Here is a 19,288-nt window from a genome sequence, read left to right on the forward strand (position 1 = left end):
TAGCGACACCGTCCCCTTCAACAATACCAAAAGAATGAGCAAGGAAAGGAGCCGGCGTCGCGATGACCGCAACAGCGTCGACTAACACGAACCGTTGCAGACCACGCATCGTGCTGGCTGTCGCAGTAGCAATGCTGGCCACCGCGGTGGGTTGCGGAGGCTCGTCCACTCCCACGGCCCACGTTTCAGGCAAGGTCACCCTGGACGGTAAGGCAATTCCATCGGATGCCGAAGCCTCGGTCATGTTCGTCAACGACCAGGTGGAGGGAGAAGAGGGTAAGGTTTCGGTCCCCATCAACACCAGCGACGGCAGCTACGATTCACCGAACACACCACAAGGCGATATCCGGGCGTACTTCTCCATCACTCGCAAAGGACCGCCCAAGGTCAGCGAACGAACCGGGGAGGAGTATCGGGAAACGATTAACCTTGTCCCGGCAAAAGTTGCCACCGGCATTCCGCTCACCGTAAGTGGAGACAATACGAATCAGAATTTCGAACTATAGCCCTGCAGGCCATAGTTCGGCCAATGCCCACGGAGGGTATTCAGGCATCCCTTTAACTCATTCAGTTTTACTTGTCGCATTGACTCCCAGCTAACATTACTGCCCCGAGAGTCAGGCGAAATCGAGGGCTCCTAGCCATGAAAAAGACAGACTTTCGTCGTCGCGGATTCACTCTGGTCGAACTACTGGTGGTGATCGCCATCATCGGCATTCTTGTTGCACTGCTGCTGCCGGCGGTTCAGGCGGCGCGCGAAGCGGCCCGGCGCACCCAGTGCACCAACAACCTGCGGCAGCTCGCTATAGCGATGCTCAATTATGAAAGCGCCCATGGTGGCCTGCCATCGATGGCACCATCATGGACCAACGCCGATATGCAGGCAAAATACTCGGTGGGCGACATTGGAGCTTGGTATGACGACCATGGTTGGTACATTCCGCTGATGCCGTACATCGAACAAGCCGATGTAGAAGATCTCGGCGATCCGGACAGGCCGCTGAGTGACTCGGTTAACCAGCTGGTGCGCAAGGCGAAGTTGCCAATGCATTCCTGTCCGTCCGACATTGGCCTGCAAGAAAACGAGTTCAATGGTGGACCCGATCCTGGCAAATGGGCACGTGTCCGCACCAACTATGTGGTCAACGCCGGTAACACCGTCTATGGCCAGCACTACGTAGGCAACTGCCCAGGCGCGTTCCCTGGTTGCATTGAGTTCCTGGGTTCACCCTTCATCCCCCGCAAAGTCGGGAAGCTCTCGAAGATTACCGACGGCACGTCAAACACGCTCATGATGGGTGAAATCACAGTACTGCCCACCACAGCCGGCTGGGGAGGACCTTACTCCGATGCCCAAACGGCGCTCGGCGGCCAGGTTTTCACTGGCTACCACACGCCCAATACCGAACTGCCCGATGCGCTGGCCCGCCAGGGCGAGTGGTGGTCGACTGCCCAATCGGGATGGGTTGAGCAAGACCTGCCCACGAACGCCAGCGGCAGTCCCGATCCGCCAGTCGCACTTCCTGGAGGAAGTGGGGGTGGAGGTCGCCGGGGATCCGGGAGTGCACCACCGGTACCAGCGGATGCGGGAACCGACAGCAACGGCCACAAGCAGCAGCATATCTCGCTGCGTAGCAAGCACCCCGGTGGCGTGAATGTCGCTCGCTGCGACGGATCGATCGATTTCATCACCGACGGCATCGATCGCTGGACCTGGAACGCGATGACTTCGGCCGCAGGTGGCGAAGTGGTCAACGACAACAACTAGCCATGGCTTGAAAAGGGTGGTACACTCATACCTATCTTTTCACTGCCAAACAGCAGCAAGCGACTAGTTTTTACGAATCGAGTTCCGGTTCGTCGTAGACTCTTGCGATCGCTCCACGCCTTCCAAGCTCGACCTGTCGGAGCTCGATGAGTTCTGAACAAGGGGTCGACCATGGCTAGCAAGAACCGACAGGTGTGGATCGGAGCGCTGCTGATAGCTGCGCTAGGTGTCGCGTGGTATCGGTCTCAAGTCTACAGCGGACCGCCACCCAAGGATCGACCGCAGCTTATTCTGATGACCGGCGGCAGCAGCCCCTACTGGCAACTTATCGCCAACGGGGCCGAGGCCTCGGCCAAGGCCAACAATGCCGACCTGGAAGTGAAACTGCTGGAAAACGACGAAGACGTCGAAGGACAGATCAAGCTGCTTGCCAAAATGGAAGCGACCGAGGCAGATGGCGTCGCCCTGAGCCCTCTCGATGCCCAGCAGCAAACACGCTTTATCAACGAACTGGCTGGGGACTCGGTGGTCGTCACAGTCGACTCGGACGCCCCTCTCTCCAACCGGCTATGCTACATCGGGGCCAGCAATTACGCCGCGGGTTCGATGTGCGCCGAACTCGTGGAGCAGGCCATCCCCGCCGGCGGCAAAGTGGCCGTGCTGGTCGCCAACCTGACCAAAAATAACGTGCTGGAGCGCAAGCAAGCACTGGAAGAAAGCCTGCAAGGCGGTGAGTCGGATACAGGCGACACAGCGTCGAATTTCCAGATCGTCGCTGTGCTGCAGGACGAAGGCGACCTCGCTCGTTGTACCGAGCAGCTTACCGAAACACTCACCGAGCATGACGATTTAGCTTGTATCGTGGGGCTCAATTCGTACCATGCAGCCCAGATCCTGAAAGTGCTGGAAGCCCAACAAGCGCTCGACAAGGTGAAGGTTATCTCCTTCGATACCGAAGACGCCACTCTGGAAGGGGTCGAGCAAGGACACATCTACGCTACCGTGGCCCAAGACCCCTACCAATACGGCTACGAAGCCGTGCGGTGGCTAGCCGACAACTGCCAGCGTTCCGGCAACCAGCTGCCATTGGTCGGCACCCGCAGCACGGTGCACATCAGCACGCAGGCAATCCGTGCCGAGGACGTACAGAAGTTCCGCGAGCAGTACCAGAAGTTGCTGGGAGAACCGGTAGATAGCAAGTAGGCACCCGCGACTCCAGTTCCTGGTGGCGCGATGTCAGTGCACTCTTGTCCAAAGCGCGGTTTCGGAGGCTTCACCTGGTGCATTTGCGCACCAGCCTGTCCTGCTATTCCACAAGCAGGGAGCGAGGTTAGTGGGAAGTTTTCTGCTCGGCCCCGCTAGGCTCCCTCTTCCAGCTTCACCTCAAACTCATGCTTGCCAGGCTGTAGTTCCTGGGAGTCGTCGCTGCCCGGTAGCGTGAGGGTGGCCGTGGTGTTGGGTGGGATGACAACCGTCAGCGTGGCGGTGCCATCCGACTTGGTCCACCCGCTCGAGGCGATGCCGTAGGGTGTTTCGAGCTCGGCCTTTGCCGAGTCGAGGGGCCCGTCGATCAGGGGGCGGATAATCAGATGCTTGTAACCAGGCTGCTTGGGATCGGGGGCGAGGCCCGCAATGCGTTCGTACATCCATTGGCCAATCGCGCCGTAGGCGTAGTGGTTGAACGAGTTCATGCCAGCGTTGCCGAAGCCATCGGTGTGGCTGTAGCTGTTCCAGCGTTCCCACATGGTGGTCGCGCCCTGATTGATGGAATAGAACCACGAGGGATAGGTCTCCTTCAGCAGCAGGCTATACGCCAGATCGTGATAGCCCTGCTCATCCAACACGCTCACGATGTAGGGCGTGCCGAGAAAACCGGTCCGTAGGTGGCCGTCGGCCTCTTCAATCAGACGCACGACGTTGGCCGCTGCTTCGGGCTTTTGCTCATCGGGAATCAGGTCGAAAGCGATCGCCAGCAGGTAGGCAGTCTGCGTTTCCGGAGCATTCTGCAGCTTGCCGTTGCCATCGAAGTAGTGGGCGGCGAACGCCTGGGCCACTTTGTCGGCCTCGGCGTCGTACTTGTCGGCCAGGTCGTCGCGTCCCACTACCCGAGCGCTCTTGGCCAGCAGCCGCGCGCTATGGCCGTAGTAGGCCGTGCCCAACAGCGGGGCAGGGGTGTCGCCCTGGGTACGCGGCGAATACGGCTGCAGCCAGTCGCCAAAGGCCGTGATTTCCTGCACCAGACCATCCTTCGACTTGGAGCGGTAGTAGCCGATCAGCTTCTCCATCATGTCGATGTTTTCAGTCAGGATCTCCTTGTCGCCCGTTCGCACGTACACTTCCCAGGGGATGATCGTGGCGGCGTCCATCCAGCCGGGGCTGCCGCCGTCGCGCAAGGCGTCGGGCAGCACGTGAGGAATTCGTCCATCAGCCATCTGGTCGTCGCGCAAGCTGCGCATCCAACTCTTCCAGAACGCGTGGCAATCGTAGTTGAACATCGACGTCGGGCAGAACACCTGCGCGTCACCCGTCCACCCCATGCGCTCGTCGCGTTGTGGGCAGTCGGTGGGGATGTCGAGAAAGTTGCCCCGCTGGCCCCAGGTGATGTTGCTCTGCAGTTGGTTGAGCTTGTCGTGCGACGAAACAAATGTGCCAATCGGCTCCAGATCGGAATGCAAAACGACGCCAGTCACCCAACTTTCTGCGGGCTTCACGCCCTCGGGCAGGCCAGAGAGTTCCACGTAGCGGAAGCCATGGAAGGTGAACTGGGGCTCCCACTCAATGGTGCCGGTCTCGGCCGCGGTATAGGTATCGGTGGATTTGGCACCGCGGTAGTTTTCGGTGTACATGGTGCCGTCCTGGTTGAGCATTTCGGCGAAGCGAATGGTGACGGTCTTTCCTTCCTCCACCGGAATCTCGAGCCGCTCCCAGCCCACCATGTTCTGCCCCAGGTCGAACACAAATCGCCCTGGCTCGGGTTCCGTAATTGCCTCGGTCGACAGCAACTGAGTCTGCCGGACAGGCGTAAACGGCTTGGCGTCCAGTTGTTCGTCGCCCAGTTCTGCAGTGGCGACCTGCTGCCATCCGGAGATCTCAATGCGGGCATCGTAGTTCTCACCATCGTAAATGCTGGACGAGATGATTGGCCCCTGCCAGGTGCCCTGCCACTGATCGTCCGAGGTGATGGTCGTGGTGGTACCGTCTTCGAGTGTCACCTCGAGTTGCAGCAGCAGTTCGGAGAGCTTTCCGTAGCGTCCGTTGTGGCCGCTTCCCATCAAATGGCCTGCGTACCAGCCGTAGCCAAGCGACGCCTGAATCGTATTCTCGCCCGCCTTCAGCTGATCGGTCACGTCGTAGGTCAGCGTATCGATTCGCTTATTGTAGGAAGTCCAGCCGTTGGCAAAGTGGTCGTTGCTGACCTGTTGACCGTTGAGGTCAAGATCGAACAGTCCCCGCGCCGTGACATACAGCCGTGCTTGCTTGACACCGGCGGGCAGGTCGAACGTGCGCTGCAGATAGGCGACGGGTTCGTTAACGTCGGGCTTGTCCTGCGCGGGGCGGATCCACTTGGCTTGCCAATCGCTTTTCGACAGCAATCCCATTTCGAAGGTCGCGCGGTCGCTCCACTCGCTTTCGTTGCCTGCCGCATCGCGAAAGCGAACGCGCCACTCGACCTTGTCGCGCGATTCGAACGGGCCCGCTTCGCTGGGCACCAATGTCGACTGATCAGATTCCACCCAGCCGCTGTCCCAAGTGTTGCCATCGGAATTCACTTCCAGTTGATAGGCCGTTTGCTTCTCGACACCGGCCGGAAGCTTCCATGAGAAGGTGGGCGCGGGGTCGTAGAAACCCAAGGGATTTTCAAATCCTTCGGAAACCGTGAGCGAGTGAGGCGATTCGGCATGGGCGACTAGATTCAAGCACACTGAGAGAACGAGGGTTACGGAAAGCCTGTAAACGATATTCATGGTGAGAATGTGGTCCAAATGCGAGGACATTGGTGATACCGATAGCCTCAAGCATAACTGCCCCTTGCTCCGCTTGCCACAAGGCGATGAGGCCGCAGCACGCCGTGCTCGGGGGGGGCATGAATGCGGTAAGGTGACGGGCCAAGTGGCCCTGACAGGCGGAATCGAGACCCGCGGGGCTATTTTGTCCGCCGCGCAACGCTCGCCGCATGGGCCGTCAGACCCTCCTTATCGGCCATGAGCAATACGTCGCCGGCTACGCTCTTGAGGTTTGCCTCGGTGTAGCTGATCACGCTATTGGTCCTAAGGAAGTCGTTGCTCGAAAGCCCGCTAGCAAACCGGGCCGTGGCGCCTGTGGGCAGTACGTGGCTCGGCCCCGCGGCGTAGTCGCCCACGGCTACCGGCGCGTGCGGGCCCAGGAACACGGCCCCTGCAGCGCGAATGCGGTCGAGCATCTCCTCCGGATCGTTGCATGTGATATGCAGGTGTTCGGTAGCCAATGTGTCGGCAAGTTCGGCCGCCTCCTCGCGATCGCGAACCAGGATCAGTGCTCCGAACTCGTCGAGGGACTGCCGCGTGAGATCGCTGCGAGAAAGTTCGGCCAGTTGAGTCTCGACTTGCTGCTCCACTTCGTCGATCAGCGGAGCGTGCCAGGTGATCATCACGCTGGAGCCAGGGGAGTGTTCGGCCTGGGCCAATAGATCGGCCGCGGTCCACTCGGCGTTGGTGGTTTCGTCGGCAATGACGATCACCTCGCTGGGTCCGGCGATCGAGTCGATGTCGACGTCGCCAAACACCTGCTTCTTGGCGAGCGCCACAAACAGGTTGCCCGGGCCGACAATCTTGTCGACCTTCACTATCACTTGCTCTTCCTGGCCGGTAGGACGGGGCAGGGGGGATGCGATGCCGTAGGCGAGCGCCGCCACCGCCTGGGCGCCACCCATGCGATAAACTTCGCGAATGCCCAGCTCGTGGCAGGTGGCTAGCAGGTCCTGGTTGTAGCTGCCAAATGGTGTGGGGGGCGCCACAACCACCAGTTCTTTCACGCCGGCTGCCTGGGCGGGCAGGGCGGTCATCAACACGGTGGAGGGATAGGCGGCCGCACCACCCGGAATGCACAACCCGGCCCGTTCGATGGGCAAGTACCGCTGCCGCAACCATCCGCCCGACTCGAGTGGCACCGTGGTGTCGCTGTGCAATATGGCGGACTGAAACTTCATCACGTTTTCGCGAATCCGCCGGATGCAGGCCAGGAAGTCGTCGTCGGCCGCCTGGTGCGCGGCTTCCAACTCGGCCTGTGGCACGCGGAGCGTCTCGGCGGTCAGTTCTGCTCCGTCCAGTTTGGCCGTGTACTCGAGTACCGCCTCGAGGCCGCGCTCGCGAATATCGCGGCAGATTCGGTCGACCACTTCCACCGGCGTCAGCGGCTCGCCAAATACCTCGATGGTCTTCTTGCGCCCGGCCTCGCTTACCACGTCGCCACTGGATGGGGCAAGCTTTGCGCGAAGCGAATCTATCTGCCGACGGGCGTCGGGCTGGGAGGTGTCGATGCGGAGCATTTTCTGGGGAGTTGGGGCTGGGGGCTGGGGAATGTGAGCTTGCTACTCCATCATTCGCTGCCCGACTGTATCTGACAAACGCCGGAAAGAAACGTATGATACACGCTCCCGCTCCCTAGCCCCCAGCCCCCAATCCCCAGCTTCCGCCATGATTGATCTCCGCAGCGATACCGTGACTCAACCAACTCCGGAAATGCGTCGGGCGATGTCCCACGCCGAGGTGGGTGACGACGTGCTGGGCGAAGACCCCACTGTGATGAAGCTCGAACGGCAGGTGGCCGAGATGCTGGGCAAAGAAGCGGCCCTGTTCGTGCCCAGCGGCACCATGGGCAACCAGCTGGGCGTGCGGGTGCACTGCCGGCCGGGCGACGAATTCCTGTGCGAGTCTCAGTGCCACGTCTACCACTACGAGCAGGCGGCGTACGCCCAGCTGTTTGGCATCGCCACGCAGCCGGTCGAAACGCTGCACGGATTGCCCACCATCGAGCAAATAGCCCCCCGCGTCCGCGGCAGCGACTTTCATCACGCCCGCACCAAGTTGCTCTGCCTGGAAAATACGCACAACCGGCATGGCGGAGTGGTGCTCGACTACGACCGCATGGTCGAGGTGTGCACTTGGGCGGCTGACACAGGACTCGCCCGGCACCTGGACGGCGCGCGATTGTGGAACGCTTGCGCCGCGAGCGGTCGCACACCGGCGGACTGGGTGCAGCATTTCGATACCGTGAGCGTCTGTTTTTCCAAAGGTCTTGGTGCCCCCGTCGGATCGGCACTGGCAGGCCCACAGCAACTGGTCGACGAAGCGCGCCGGGTGCGCAAGGCGCTCGGTGGCGGCACCCGGCAGATGGGCATCCTGGCCGCCGGAGCGTTGCACGCCCTGGAACACCACTTTCCAAAGCTAGGCGAAGATCACGACAAAGCCGAAGCCCTGCGTGCCGCGATAGACAAAGCCCCGCACCTGAAGGTCGAGCGTCCCGACGCACAGCTCACCAACCTGGTCTTCTTCCATGTGGCCTCCGAATGGGGCACCGCCGCGGAGTTCGCCAGCCAGGCGCGGGAACAGGGTGTGGCTATGTTCGCCCTCGACCCCACCCGCGTCCGCGCCGTGGTGCATCGCGATCTGACAATGGACGACATCCGCCAGGCCGGTGAGATCCTCCAGCAAATAGCCGAAGCGCAACCGGTCGCATGAAGTGGTGGCCGAAATTTTCGATTACCGATCTCTTGTGGATCACAGTAGCGGTGGCCTTGGGGTTTGCCATCAGCCAGTCGCCTGCGCCGGCAGCGATCTCGGGACCGTTCAGTCAAATTGTGTCCGACACTCGGTGGCCCGAAGGGTTGCAGGCGACCGGTTGTCTGGTCTTGCTCTTTGCGTTGATTCAGCACGGTCGCTCTATCTTGAAGGACACATCAGCCGGGTCTGCATCAGCCGCTTTCGGAATTCGATGGCGGTGGGCAGTTTGTCTCATGTTGGCCGCTGCACTGGCAGTACTTTCGACGGTACGCCTACTGCTCAATCGAAAGATCATCGAAGAGCCCGAGCACGCGGACACGCTGCAAGTCTGGGATGCGCTGTGGCCCGATGTATTGCTATCGATCGTTACACTTGCGGCGCTACGAACGTTCATTGCGCGCCGCCCCCACCGTTCCATCGGCGCCTCGTGGCGACGCATTATCAATGTCCTGTCCGTCGTGGCGTTGTTCGCTTACTCCGTTTGGGTACTGACCGACAGGACCCTAATCACGATGTTGGTCCACATCGCAATTGATGGTATCGAGGCTGCCCACCCAAGATGGTTGCAGCGGCCGGATGTGTTTCCGAATCATGCGATGGAAGGTTTTTGGTCGTTCTGGACATCAACCCTTGCCGCAGTGGGCGTGCTGGTGGGCATGCTGCTGCTGGTGTTTGATCGATGGTTCGAATACCAGCGAAGGCAAGGCATCGCGCGGTTTAGCTTCTGGGGAATCGTGATGTCGCTGGCAGTATTTGCCTGGTGGTTTACCTATCAAGAGTTTCCACGCATCGACCCCGACTTGGCGAGCCCACCTTCACCGCGTGCCTGGAGCGATACCCTGGCCGGTTGGTTGCTATACGCTGCCGTTGCCACCTACCTGGCAGCGAAATCAGCCCAGGTTGCCGTGGATGTAACCAATCACCAGGTCGAGATATCGGTGAATAGGACTCTTGTCGTGGTGGGCGCAGTGTTCATCGCAGTGGCGGAGGTCTGGTTTCTCATTGAAAGCGTGCGCGTCATGCATTCGATATCGGATATTTTCGGGGGCGGGGCGTTCTTCGACATGATGGAGATGTTTGGACAAATGCTCTCTTGGCCCGAGACGCTGCTTCCGCTGTTGGTGCTGGCCTCGGCCGTCGGGCTACTGTGGCAATCGTTCCGGCATCCCCACGCCACCAAAACGATCGCGGCGATCTCGCCCCGGCGGTTCGGGTACTTCGTCGTCGCCTGGGCAGCGCTGCTGGCCGTGGCGATCCCCGCGCTGTGGGCGTTTGCGATGTGCTACTGGCTGGGCCCGCTGGTGCTCTGAGCTACCGCTGCGGTTGGCACAAAACTCGCTTCGGTTTCTGCTCTATCGGTTTTCCGCTTAATTCTCTTCAATTTGCCCAGACGTTTGCAAATTCTCTCGCGCTAGGTGAAAATAGCCGCAATTCGATCGCTACGGGCTGCTTTGAGTGACAATTCTGGCACGGTGGACCTCTCTTATAGAGGAGGTCTTTCCGCTTACTGTATCGATTCCCGCCTCTCCCAATGTGCATTGCCTCAACCCAGGAATATTACCGTGGACCTTCAACAGGGCGGATTGCAGCGTCGAGAGTTCCTACTGGCCACGGCGGGCGCCGTCGCCGCGGGAATGGTAGCGCCATCTCTGAGCTGGGGTAAGGAATCCACCACGATGCCGGCAAACCGAGGACGCATTTTCAAATCGGTGAAGTGGGGCATGATCGGCGGGCAGGGTTCGGTGCTGGAGAAGTTCGAGCTGTGCAAGGAGCTCGGCTATGACGGCATGGAACTCACCGCACCTTCGCTGCATAACGTCGACGAAATTCTCGCCGCCTCGGCGGCAACCGGTATGCCTGTGCATGGCACCGTGGGACAGAAACACTGGAGCGTGCGGCTCTCCTCACCCGATGCGTCGGTGCGTGACGAAGCCCGCCAGGACCTGCTGACCGGCCTGGCCGACACTAAGGCCTACGGCGGCGACACCATTCTGCTGGTGCCGGGCAAGGTATCGGGCGAAGATGAAACTCACGACGACGTCTGGAACCGATCCATCGAACAAATTCGCCTGGTACTGCCAACCGCAGCCAAGTTGGGCGTGCGGGTACTGATCGAAAACGTCTGGAACGGCTTCTGTGAAACTCCCGAACAACTGCGCGACTACCTGGACGAAATCAACAGTCCCTGGGTGGGGGCGTACTTCGACATCGGCAACGTGCGGAAGTTCAGCCCCAGTGAGAACTGGATTCGCGTGCTTGGCGAGCGTATCGTCAAGCTCGACGTGAAAGACTGGGGCAAGTCGAATGGCTTCTGCAAGATTGGCGACGGCGACGTCAATTGGCCCGCCGTCCGCGAGGCGCTAGCCGAGATTGGGTTCACCGGCTGGTGTACCGCTGAAGTAGGGGGTGGGGGTCGCGAGCGGCTAGCCGAAATCGCGACCAGGATGAATCAAGTGCTGGAACTGTGAAGTTGCATCTACACCGCGAGAAGTCAGGGAGACTTCGCAGATTTTTGTAACTTTGCACACCTGAGTCGACAATTGATAACCGTCGACACACATAACCTAGGAGTTCTATAGAACATGTCCGATCATTCCTCCGAACAGGCTTCGAATTCTCGCCGCGATTTCCTCAAGCACACGGCCGTCGCCGGATCGGCATTCGCCGCGATGAGCGTGCCGCAGTACGCCCACGCCGCGGGTACGGACGAGACGCTCCGCGTCGGGCTGGTGGGTGCCGGTGGTCGCGGACGCGGTGCCGCGATCGATGCTTTGATGGCCGACAAGAATGCTCGGCTGGTTGCGATCGGCGATGCCTTCATGGATCGCAACAAGGAAGCCCTGGGCGATATCAAGGCGAACGCCGAAGTGGCCGACCGTGTCGACGTCACCGAAGAGACGATGTACGACGGATTCGACAACTTCAAGAAGGTAATCGATTCGGTGGACGTGGTACTGCTGGCCACGCCGCCCCACTTCCGCCCCGAGCACTTCCGCTATGCCGTCGAGGCTGGCAAGCATTGCTTCGTCGAGAAGCCTGTGGCAGTCGACGCCCCGGGCGTTCGCCACGTGCAGGAAAGCTGCCAGATGGCCGCCGAGAAGGGGCTGTCGGTTGTTTCGGGACTGTGCTGGCGATACGACCACGCCGTGCGCGCCACGATGGAACAGATTCTCGACAAGAAGTCCATCGGCGATATTGTGGCCGTTGAGTCGCACTACAACGCGAACTGTTTGTGGCACCGTGGCGATCAGCCCGACTGGAGCCGCATGGAGTACCAGATTCGCAACTGGCTGTACTACACCTGGCTCTCCGGCGACCACATCGCCGAGCAAGCGATTCACAGCCTCGACAAGTGCACTTGGTTGCTGGGCGACGTGGCTCCCATCAAAGCGATGGGCATCGGTGGCCGTCAGCAGCGAACCGATCCGAAGTGGGGTCACATCTTCGACCACTTCACCGTGTTCTTCGAATTCCCCGAGAACAAGCAGGCCTTCTTCACCTGCCGCCAGCAAGACGGCTGCGACACGTTTGTCGACGAGCGCGTGCTGGGCACCGAAGGATCGGCCATGGTGCTGAAGAACGTGGTATACGACAATGACGGCAAGCGCACCTGGCGTTACCGTGGCGATCGTCCCAGCATGTATCGCGTGGAGCATCAAGAGTTCTTCAAGAGCATTCGCGATGGCAATCCGATTGCCAACGGCGACTACATGTGCCGCAGCACGATGATGGCCATCATGGGCCGCATGGCTGGTTACACGGGTAAGACCCTGACCTGGGATGAATGCCTGAACGACGATAGCCGTCTGGGCCCCAGCGAGTACGCTTGGGTCGACGTTCCCGAACCGCCCGTGGCCATTCCCGGCCAAACCAAGCTTGGCGACCTGGCCAGCGTTTACCGAGGTTAAACGATGCCGCAACGACTCTGTTTCGCAGCCCTGCTGTCGATGGTGGCGCTAGCCGCCACCAGTTCTGCGGAGAACACCCCAGGCCTGGTGGCCGAAGCTCCCGCTGAAGGTCGATCGGTTGCCACCGACCAGGGTTACATGGTGACGTACACCGAAACCATCCCAGGCACGGATGTCACCTTCACCATGGTGCCCGTGCCTGGCGGTGAATACGAATTCCAGCAGGGCGACCGCACGCTAAAAGTGAAGGTCGCCCCCTTCTGGATGGGCAAGACGGAGGTCACCTGGGCCGAGTACAAGAAGTACATGCAACTGGCCGATGTGTTCGCCAAGTTCGACGACCTCGGTCTGCGAAAGGTCTCGGAGGAAAACGCGGTCGATGCGATCACGGCGCCATCGAAGCTGTACGAGCCGAGTTTCACCTTCGAATCGGGGGACGATCCGAATCAGCCCGCCATTTCGATGACCCAGTATGCCGCGAAGCAGTACACCAAGTGGATCAGCCTGCTTTCCGGGCGGTTCTTCCGGCTGCCATCGGAAGCCGAGTGGGAATACGCCTGCCGGGCCGGTTCGGACACCACGTACAGTTTTGGCGACGATGAGGAGGAACTCGAAGAGTTCGCATGGTATGATGATATGAACGACTACCAGACGGGTCCGGTTGCCACCAAGAAACCGAACGCCTGGGGGTTGTACGACATGCACGGCAACGCCGCGGAATGGGTGTTGGACGCTGCCGAGGCGCCCGAGGATGGTCTCGCCGATGGCGCCACCGTGACGTCGGAAGAAGCCATCGCCTGGCCGACCAAACTGTATCCGCGCGTTATCAAAGGCGGAGCCTGGGACAGCTTTGCGGAAGACTGCACGGTCACCAGCCGTATCGAGTCGCACGACGATGACTGGAAATCGAACGATCCCAACGTACCGTCCAGTCCCTGGTGGTTCGCCTCGTACGATGGGCAGTTGGTCGGCTTCCGCGTCATCCGTCCGCTTGCCACGCCGCCGCGTAGCGAGCAAGAGAAATTCTGGCAGGCGGACCTGCCCCAAGTAAGCGAACATGCAAACCGACGGATCGATAAGGAGGGGAAGGGCGAGCGCGGCCTCGTCGACCCCGAATTACCAAAAGCCATCGAAAACCTGGAATAACCATGAGTAGCGTATCTGACGTCCCTCCTTCGAAACTTTCTGAATCGACCCGCATGCTGCGGTACGACAACGTGCCATTAGACGAAGTAGAACACATTCCTTGCCGCGTGTTCCGTCACGCCACCCAGGCCAGCCAAGCCGTGGCGCAGCAGATTGCCGCGCTGATTCGCACTCGCGAGGGTGAAGGTCGTCCTTGTGTGCTGGGTCTCGCCACCGGTAGCACTCCCGTCGGCGTGTACAACGCCCTGGTGCAGATGCACCAGGAAGAGGGGCTCTCGTTCCGCAACGTCGTGACGTTCAACCTGGACGAGTACTACCCGATGCAGCCGCACGAGCTGCAGAGCTATGTCCGCTTCATGCGCGAGCATCTGTTCGACCACGTCGACATCGATCCGGCGAACGTCCACATTCCCGATGGAACGCTCGACGAAGCCAGCATCGACGACTACTGCCGCCGCTACGAACAGGCCATCCAGGACGTCGGCGGCCTCGACCTGCAACTGTTGGGCATCGGCCGCACTGGTCACATTGGCTTCAACGAGCCTGGTTCGGGACGCAATAGCCGCACCCGCTTGATCACGCTCGATCGCATGACCCGCCGCGACGCGGCCAGCGACTTCTTCGGCGACGAGAATGTTCCCCGCCGGGCGATTACCATGGGTGTCGGCACCATTCTCGATGCCCGCCAGGTGGTGATCATGGCCTTCGGCGAAGGTAAGGCTCGCATCACGGCCGAAGCCATCGAAGGGGAAATCTCCAGCATGGTGGCCGCCAGCTTCCTGCAGGATCACCCGAGTGCCCAGTTCTTCATCGACGAAGCGGCCGCCGAAGCCCTGACCCGCCGCCGCGCCCCATGGACGCTGGGCAAGGTGAAGTGGGACGAAACGCAGACCCGCAAGGCGGTCATCTGGCTCGCCCAACAGGTCAAGAAGCCGATCCTCAAGCTCACCGAGGAAGACTACAACGAGGAAGGTCTGCAGGAGCTGGTCGCCACCCGCGGCAGCGCCTACGAGATCAACCTGCAAGTGTTCCGCTACCTGCAGAGCACCATCACCGGTTGGCCCGGCGGCAAGCCGAGCCATGAGAAGCAGCCGGGCGATCGCTCGCGTGCTTTGGAACACATCTTCCCCAAGCGAGTGCTGATCTTCTCGCCGCACCCGGATGACGACGTCATCTCGATGGGCGGCACGCTCATTCGGCTGGTCGACCAAGGTCATCAGGTGCACGTTGCCTATCAGACCTCGGGCAACATCGCCGTGTTCGACGACGACGCGATTCGCTTTGCCGAGTTCGCCGCCGAATACAACCGCCACTTCGGCATCGACCCCGACCGCACGGCGGAACTCGACTCGCACATCGACGAGTTCGTGAAGCACAAGCAGCCTGGGCAGGTCGACAGCGCCGAGGTGCAGTTCATCAAGGGTCTGATCCGTAGGACCGAAGCCCGCGCCGCCACCCGCTCGTGTGGCGTTCCGGCCGAGCAACTGCACTTCATGGACATGCCGTTCTACGAGACGGGCCGAGTCCGCAAGATGCCGCTGGGCGAGGAAGACATTCAGATCACCATGGATCTGTTGAATCAGGTTCAGCCGCATCAGATTTACTGCGCCGGCGACCTGTCCGACCCGCACGGCACGCACCGCACTTGCCTGAGCGCCGTACTGAACGCCTGTAATCGTCTGAAGGACGAAGCCTGGTACCAGGAAAGCGAAGTCTGGCTGTACCGTGGTGCCTGGCAGGAATGGGGCCCGCACCAGGTCGAGATGTCGGTACCGCTCAGTCCGCAGGAGCTGATGCGTAAGCGGGCCGCCATCTTCAAGCACGAATCGCAGAAGGACAAGGCGCTGTTCCCCGGCCCCGACCCCCGCGAGTTCTGGCAACGTGCCGAAGATCGCAACCACGCCACGGCCCAGTTGTTCGACGCCCTGGGCCTGGCCGAGTACGAAGCGATCGAAGGCTTCGTCCGCTGGAAGGGCGACATGGACAGCGTGCTGTAGAGTACGGCATTCCAAGGCGACAGAATAACACCAAGCCCCGACCGAACCCGGTCGGGGCTTTTTCGTTATCGTGGCGCAACTTCCACACCGTCCATCCAGCGGTACCAAGCCCAGAAGTTTTGGGCCAACTTCCGGGATCTACTTCCATGGGCCCAAAACCCCTGTGGTTTTGGTCCCCCCCAGGTGGTGAAACCCCTTGTTTTCTTGGCCAAACCATACGGGGGGTGCGACAAAACCCTCTGCGTTGTTCCCCACATGTGTTTTGGGTCACCCCGTTGGCCCAAAACTCCAATAGTGGCCATTCGCTCCGCGAATGAGCGCAATGCCCCTCCCCCGGGCGATTTCGCTTGTGGGAGCTTACCCCTGCACCAAACCTCCCATCGCCAAATCGTTGGGGGGAGGGCCGGGGTGGGGGCGCGTACCGGTAGCGCCAGCCTCTGGCCTACAGCTTGTCGCCCAGTGCCTACAGCCATCTTCCAAATTGCCAAACAGCCGTGTGGACCTATCGCCACAGACTCATTGGACCAAATCGCTGCGCGATTTCTACAGCGATTTTTTTACCTCAGCCAATGGAGACACTCAAATACTTCTCTGCACCGCGATATGTTCTAATTGGTGCGTAGACTTGATCTTGCGACGTTACATTTAGGTTCCGTTGGAGACCGTGTCTGGCTGGATGTCCCACGTTGGCAGTGGGGTTGAAGAAAAAGTAGAATGTCCCCTTTAGTTCCTCTGACTCGAAAAACGGTTGCGGAATCAAGGGTTTGCCTAGAATGAAACTACCGTTTTGGCGCAACAGATAACTATGAATGCCTCAAGGCCAGTGGGTAAGGTTTACCGAAAAGCTCTTCCAGGGGTGTTGAGTGACCACTCCTGGCGTGGGGCATATCAGTTCCGATTGAAAAGCCTACTCTTCTTGATTTCTGTAGTCGCGATAGTACTCGGCCTGGCAGTTGGGGTCTATCGGCCTTCGGAAGAGGTGGTTTCGGCACGTCAAGAATCTAAGTTCTTCTTGCGTCACGCACAACTCTCACTTCGATCACTCAATGAATGGGCTGTTGTATCTTGGCATTTTACTGATTTCGATGAACTGATGAAGGGCAACAGGGAAGAGGGTAAGCTGTATGGCAAGCTATATGGTAAAGTGACCGTAACACTTCGCCACAACGTCACTGGTAGCCTTGCAACAGTGATAATCCTGCACGGTGAGTTTGAGGGCTTCGAAGGGAATATTCCACTTACGCACACGACCAGAAAGTGTTTTACACCTTGGTATATGGGCAGCCAGTTCAAGCCGGTGGGACAGGTAGTAGAGCTAAACAAACCAACTAGCAGTCCCTCACTTTTGACGCCTAGTCGGGAACTTGTCGTTCGTAAGAGCAGCAGTAGCTTTGGCCTATTGCGCTCGCAGTGGTTGCTGAATGGCGAAGTATCAGATGCGACCAAAGAACTTTCGATGCTGACCGAATTGTATGACGCCGACCAATCATCCAATACGACTGTCGGTTTTTTCCGGACAGACGTTCAGTTAGAATGCCCAGCGAACATGGTTTATGAGCGAGTTGATCAAGTTGCACAACTCCAAACCGCAATTGGTAATGAATTGTTATGGCGATATGGTAATGGCACAAGCGAAGCAGATGACGGCATTCAACGTGTAGGGCGTAGTGATGCCAAGTAGGAAGCCTCATCACATACCCTATCAACGCGACTCACCAGAAGCGAAGAACCGCTGAACGATAAAACCCCCACCATGCTTCGCCATGGCCACCTTACGGCGGACCTTTCCTAAGCCATCGGTGAATAGTAGATTTTGAGCCTACGCCGAAACGACACTTACAGGCATTGGCTACGTCGCGGACTGAGCAGTCCCGCATTACCTGGGCCAGTTCCTTTGGTGAGTTGGGCAACTGGCCGAAGACCTTGTTATACGCCCGAACGAACCCGATTTCAGCAGCCAACAGGTGGAACCGGACTGCCTTACGCATTGGTCGCTTGGTCGATCGCGGTCGTGAATCTGTTGGCAATTCTCTCCAGCCGTTCAGGACCTTCTGGCAAGTCGATGATTTCGTCGGTAACGGCAGCAATCAGGACCTTGGCAAGTTCGGCAAGCGTGTCCTTGCGCAACGCTTGGTTGCATCGCTCGGAAATCTCCTGCTGAGTCTTCACCAGTCGCGCGACCGTTTGGAGTGCTGGCGTCAGGGCCTGCAAGGCTTCATTCGGATCGTTGCCGGTGTCCTGTAGCTCCTGCAACTTGGCTTCAATGATCGCACGCATCAGACAGATTTCGTGCTCGATGGATTCCAGTGTTTTGGATTTGTGATAGTGGTCGGCAAAAACATGCCGTAGGGTTCAAAAACTAAACCGAGCTGCAAACCACGGGAATTCTAGGAGTAGCGAACGCCACCGAGACGAGAACTCGTTCGACGTCAGCAGGGCATACCGTTTCCGCTATTGTTACACCTTCCCAAAGTGGAGGTGATTTTAAGGTAATCGCACGGCATCCCACACGGAGAGTTGGTTGACCGCCGGGCATGAATGCTTCAATGTGGAGCAGCCCGCTTCTCCCCTCTGTGAATGCCTATCTCTTGCAATTCATTCTCCAGCCCTGGCAACTCTACTTGACCCTGCTGGCGGGTTGGATGAACCGCGAACAACAACAAGTCATCGAGTACCTGCGAACCGAGAACCACAAGACGGGGACACCCAGCCGATCGATCCTTTGGTAGAATCCCCTAACCGAAAACGAATGATCGGGCTTAGGGGGTGCGGGGCTACTTTCGGCAAGATGCGCGTCCCCCTGCAGCGGCCCCGCCCGAGGCAGCGGCTGTGCTGGCCGAGGTGAAGGGGAGCAGCAAGACCGCGAAGCTTGGTAAGGCGATTCTGGCCTGCGACGCCATCGACACGCCGGCTGCCCAGCAGGCACGGTTGCAGTTGCTCGAATGCCGAATTGCGCGAAGTCGACGTTGGGAAGGGGCGGAATCGTAGAACCGCGGCGCAGCCCAAGGCGTATTCTGAACTCGGCCAGGGGCAAAACTCTGCTATAGGGAGTGTCGATATGGGGAAACGTCACCAGTTACTTGCCGCCACATTGGCCCTGCTGCTGGCTGCGCCGGCTATGGCTCGGGAACTGCCCGAGAAGGAAATCAAAGAGAAACTGAAAAAGGGGGGCCAGCACTGGTCGGTCACCGATAAAGCGTTTTCCGGTTTCCGCCAGTACGACCAACCAGGAGACCTACTCTACTTCTGGCCCGCCGAAGACAAACCTGTCACGCCAGGCATCAGTGAGAAGGGGGGCGGCTCCTACCCCCTGAAGGTGAAATGGCAACTTCGCGATGGCCAGACATTTCCTCCTTCGAAGTCGAAGTACTTGACTTACCTGTGGGGAGAACCTGGCGAGAAAGCTTACGGGTTTCAGGTCGTCAAGATCGATAAGTCGGCGACTTCCGGCAGCTTCACCATTAGCCTGAGTTTCTCCAAGGGCGACATCGAGAAAATCAGAAAGAACCACGACATCGTGCTGCTCTTTCTCGCCGGCAAAGAAGTAGGTGGCAACTTCCTTAAATGCAAAGCACGGCTGCCGTGATCGTACAGCACGGATCGCGAAACCGTTTTCCTAAGAAATCAGACGCGGATCTTCGCTGATTTGAGCGGATCGTCGCAGATTCCCTTCTCTGCCAGATTCAATCAAAGCAGTGGAGCGACAAGCTT

General features: G+C 59.3%; 16 protein-coding genes. 13 read left to right on the plus strand and 3 right to left on the minus strand.

Features of this window, described 5'->3' with window-relative positions; genetic code table 11:
- Positions 1-62: 62 nt before the first annotated feature.
- From NG895_RS16245 to NG895_RS16255, 3 genes are all read left to right on the plus strand, one after another.
- Complete coding sequence (locus NG895_RS16245; RefSeq protein ID WP_252853575.1) at positions 63-506, plus strand: hypothetical protein; 444 nt, start codon at positions 63-65, stop codon at positions 504-506.
- A gap of 137 nt (positions 507-643) precedes the next feature.
- Positions 644-1,768, plus strand: a complete 1,125-nt coding sequence (locus NG895_RS16250) for a DUF1559 domain-containing protein (protein ID WP_252853576.1) — start codon at positions 644-646, stop codon at positions 1,766-1,768.
- A gap of 171 nt (positions 1,769-1,939) precedes the next feature.
- Entirely contained in the window at positions 1,940-2,971 is a 1,032-nt protein-coding gene (locus NG895_RS16255; protein ID WP_252853577.1) for a substrate-binding domain-containing protein, read from the plus strand.
- A 155-nt stretch (positions 2,972-3,126) separates the two neighbouring features.
- Here the strand turns inward: NG895_RS16255 and NG895_RS16260 are convergent, their stop codons facing one another.
- Together NG895_RS16260 and hisD are read right to left on the minus strand one after the other, a co-directional pair.
- Positions 3,127-5,733, minus strand: a complete 2,607-nt coding sequence (locus tag NG895_RS16260) for a family 78 glycoside hydrolase catalytic domain (RefSeq protein ID WP_252853578.1) — start codon at positions 5,731-5,733, stop codon at positions 3,127-3,129.
- Positions 5,734-5,912: 179 nt separating this feature from the next.
- Positions 5,913-7,292: a histidinol dehydrogenase gene (hisD, locus tag NG895_RS16265; protein WP_252853579.1), complete on the minus strand. Its 1,380-nt coding sequence runs from the start codon at positions 7,290-7,292 to the stop codon at positions 5,913-5,915.
- 148 nt (positions 7,293-7,440) lie between these two features.
- Here hisD and NG895_RS16270 point away from each other — a divergent pair, with 148 nt between their 5' ends.
- From NG895_RS16270 to NG895_RS16300, 7 genes are all read left to right on the plus strand, one after another.
- Positions 7,441-8,484, plus strand: a complete 1,044-nt coding sequence (locus NG895_RS16270) for a threonine aldolase family protein (protein WP_252853580.1) — start codon at positions 7,441-7,443, stop codon at positions 8,482-8,484.
- A gap of 275 nt (positions 8,485-8,759) precedes the next feature.
- Entirely contained in the window at positions 8,760-9,836 is a 1,077-nt protein-coding gene (locus NG895_RS16275; RefSeq protein ID WP_252853581.1) for a hypothetical protein, read from the plus strand.
- 252 nt (positions 9,837-10,088) lie between these two features.
- The gene (locus tag NG895_RS16280) at positions 10,089-10,994 is read left to right on the plus strand and encodes a sugar phosphate isomerase/epimerase family protein (protein ID WP_252853582.1); all 906 of its coding nucleotides are present in this window, start codon (positions 10,089-10,091) and stop codon (positions 10,992-10,994) included.
- A gap of 114 nt (positions 10,995-11,108) precedes the next feature.
- Positions 11,109-12,434, plus strand: a complete 1,326-nt coding sequence (locus NG895_RS16285) for a Gfo/Idh/MocA family protein (protein WP_252853583.1) — start codon at positions 11,109-11,111, stop codon at positions 12,432-12,434.
- A 3-nt stretch (positions 12,435-12,437) separates the two neighbouring features.
- Positions 12,438-13,580: a formylglycine-generating enzyme family protein gene (locus NG895_RS16290; RefSeq protein WP_252853584.1), complete on the plus strand. Its 1,143-nt coding sequence runs from the start codon at positions 12,438-12,440 to the stop codon at positions 13,578-13,580.
- Positions 13,581-13,582: 2 nt separating this feature from the next.
- Positions 13,583-15,577: a glucosamine-6-phosphate deaminase gene (gene nagB, locus NG895_RS16295; protein ID WP_252853585.1), complete on the plus strand. Its 1,995-nt coding sequence runs from the start codon at positions 13,583-13,585 to the stop codon at positions 15,575-15,577.
- Between the two features lie 916 nt (positions 15,578-16,493).
- Entirely contained in the window at positions 16,494-17,258 is a 765-nt protein-coding gene (locus NG895_RS16300; RefSeq protein ID WP_252853586.1) for a hypothetical protein, read from the plus strand.
- Between the two features lie 299 nt (positions 17,259-17,557).
- Here NG895_RS16300 and NG895_RS16305 read toward each other — a convergent pair whose 3' ends face one another.
- Positions 17,558-17,854, minus strand: coding sequence for a hypothetical protein (locus tag NG895_RS16305; protein ID WP_252853587.1), 297 nt, complete (start codon positions 17,852-17,854; stop codon positions 17,558-17,560).
- 311 nt (positions 17,855-18,165) lie between these two features.
- Between NG895_RS16305 and NG895_RS16310 the strand changes: the two genes are divergently transcribed.
- The 3 genes from NG895_RS16310 to NG895_RS16320 all read left to right on the plus strand — a co-directional run bounded on the left by NG895_RS16310 (position 18,166) and on the right by NG895_RS16320 (position 19,163).
- Positions 18,166-18,306 carry a hypothetical protein gene (locus NG895_RS16310; protein ID WP_252853588.1) on the plus strand — a complete coding sequence of 47 codons (141 nt, stop codon included), beginning with the start codon at positions 18,166-18,168 and terminating at the stop codon, positions 18,304-18,306.
- Between the two features lie 37 nt (positions 18,307-18,343).
- Complete coding sequence (locus NG895_RS16315) at positions 18,344-18,565, plus strand: hypothetical protein (protein ID WP_252853589.1); 222 nt, start codon at positions 18,344-18,346, stop codon at positions 18,563-18,565.
- A gap of 70 nt (positions 18,566-18,635) precedes the next feature.
- Positions 18,636-19,163: a hypothetical protein gene (locus tag NG895_RS16320; RefSeq protein WP_252853590.1), complete on the plus strand. Its 528-nt coding sequence runs from the start codon at positions 18,636-18,638 to the stop codon at positions 19,161-19,163.
- Positions 19,164-19,288 lie beyond the last annotated feature (125 nt).

The organism is Aeoliella straminimaris (assembly GCF_024054565.1).
Lineage (GTDB): Bacteria > Planctomycetota > Planctomycetia > Pirellulales > Lacipirellulaceae > Aeoliella > Aeoliella straminimaris.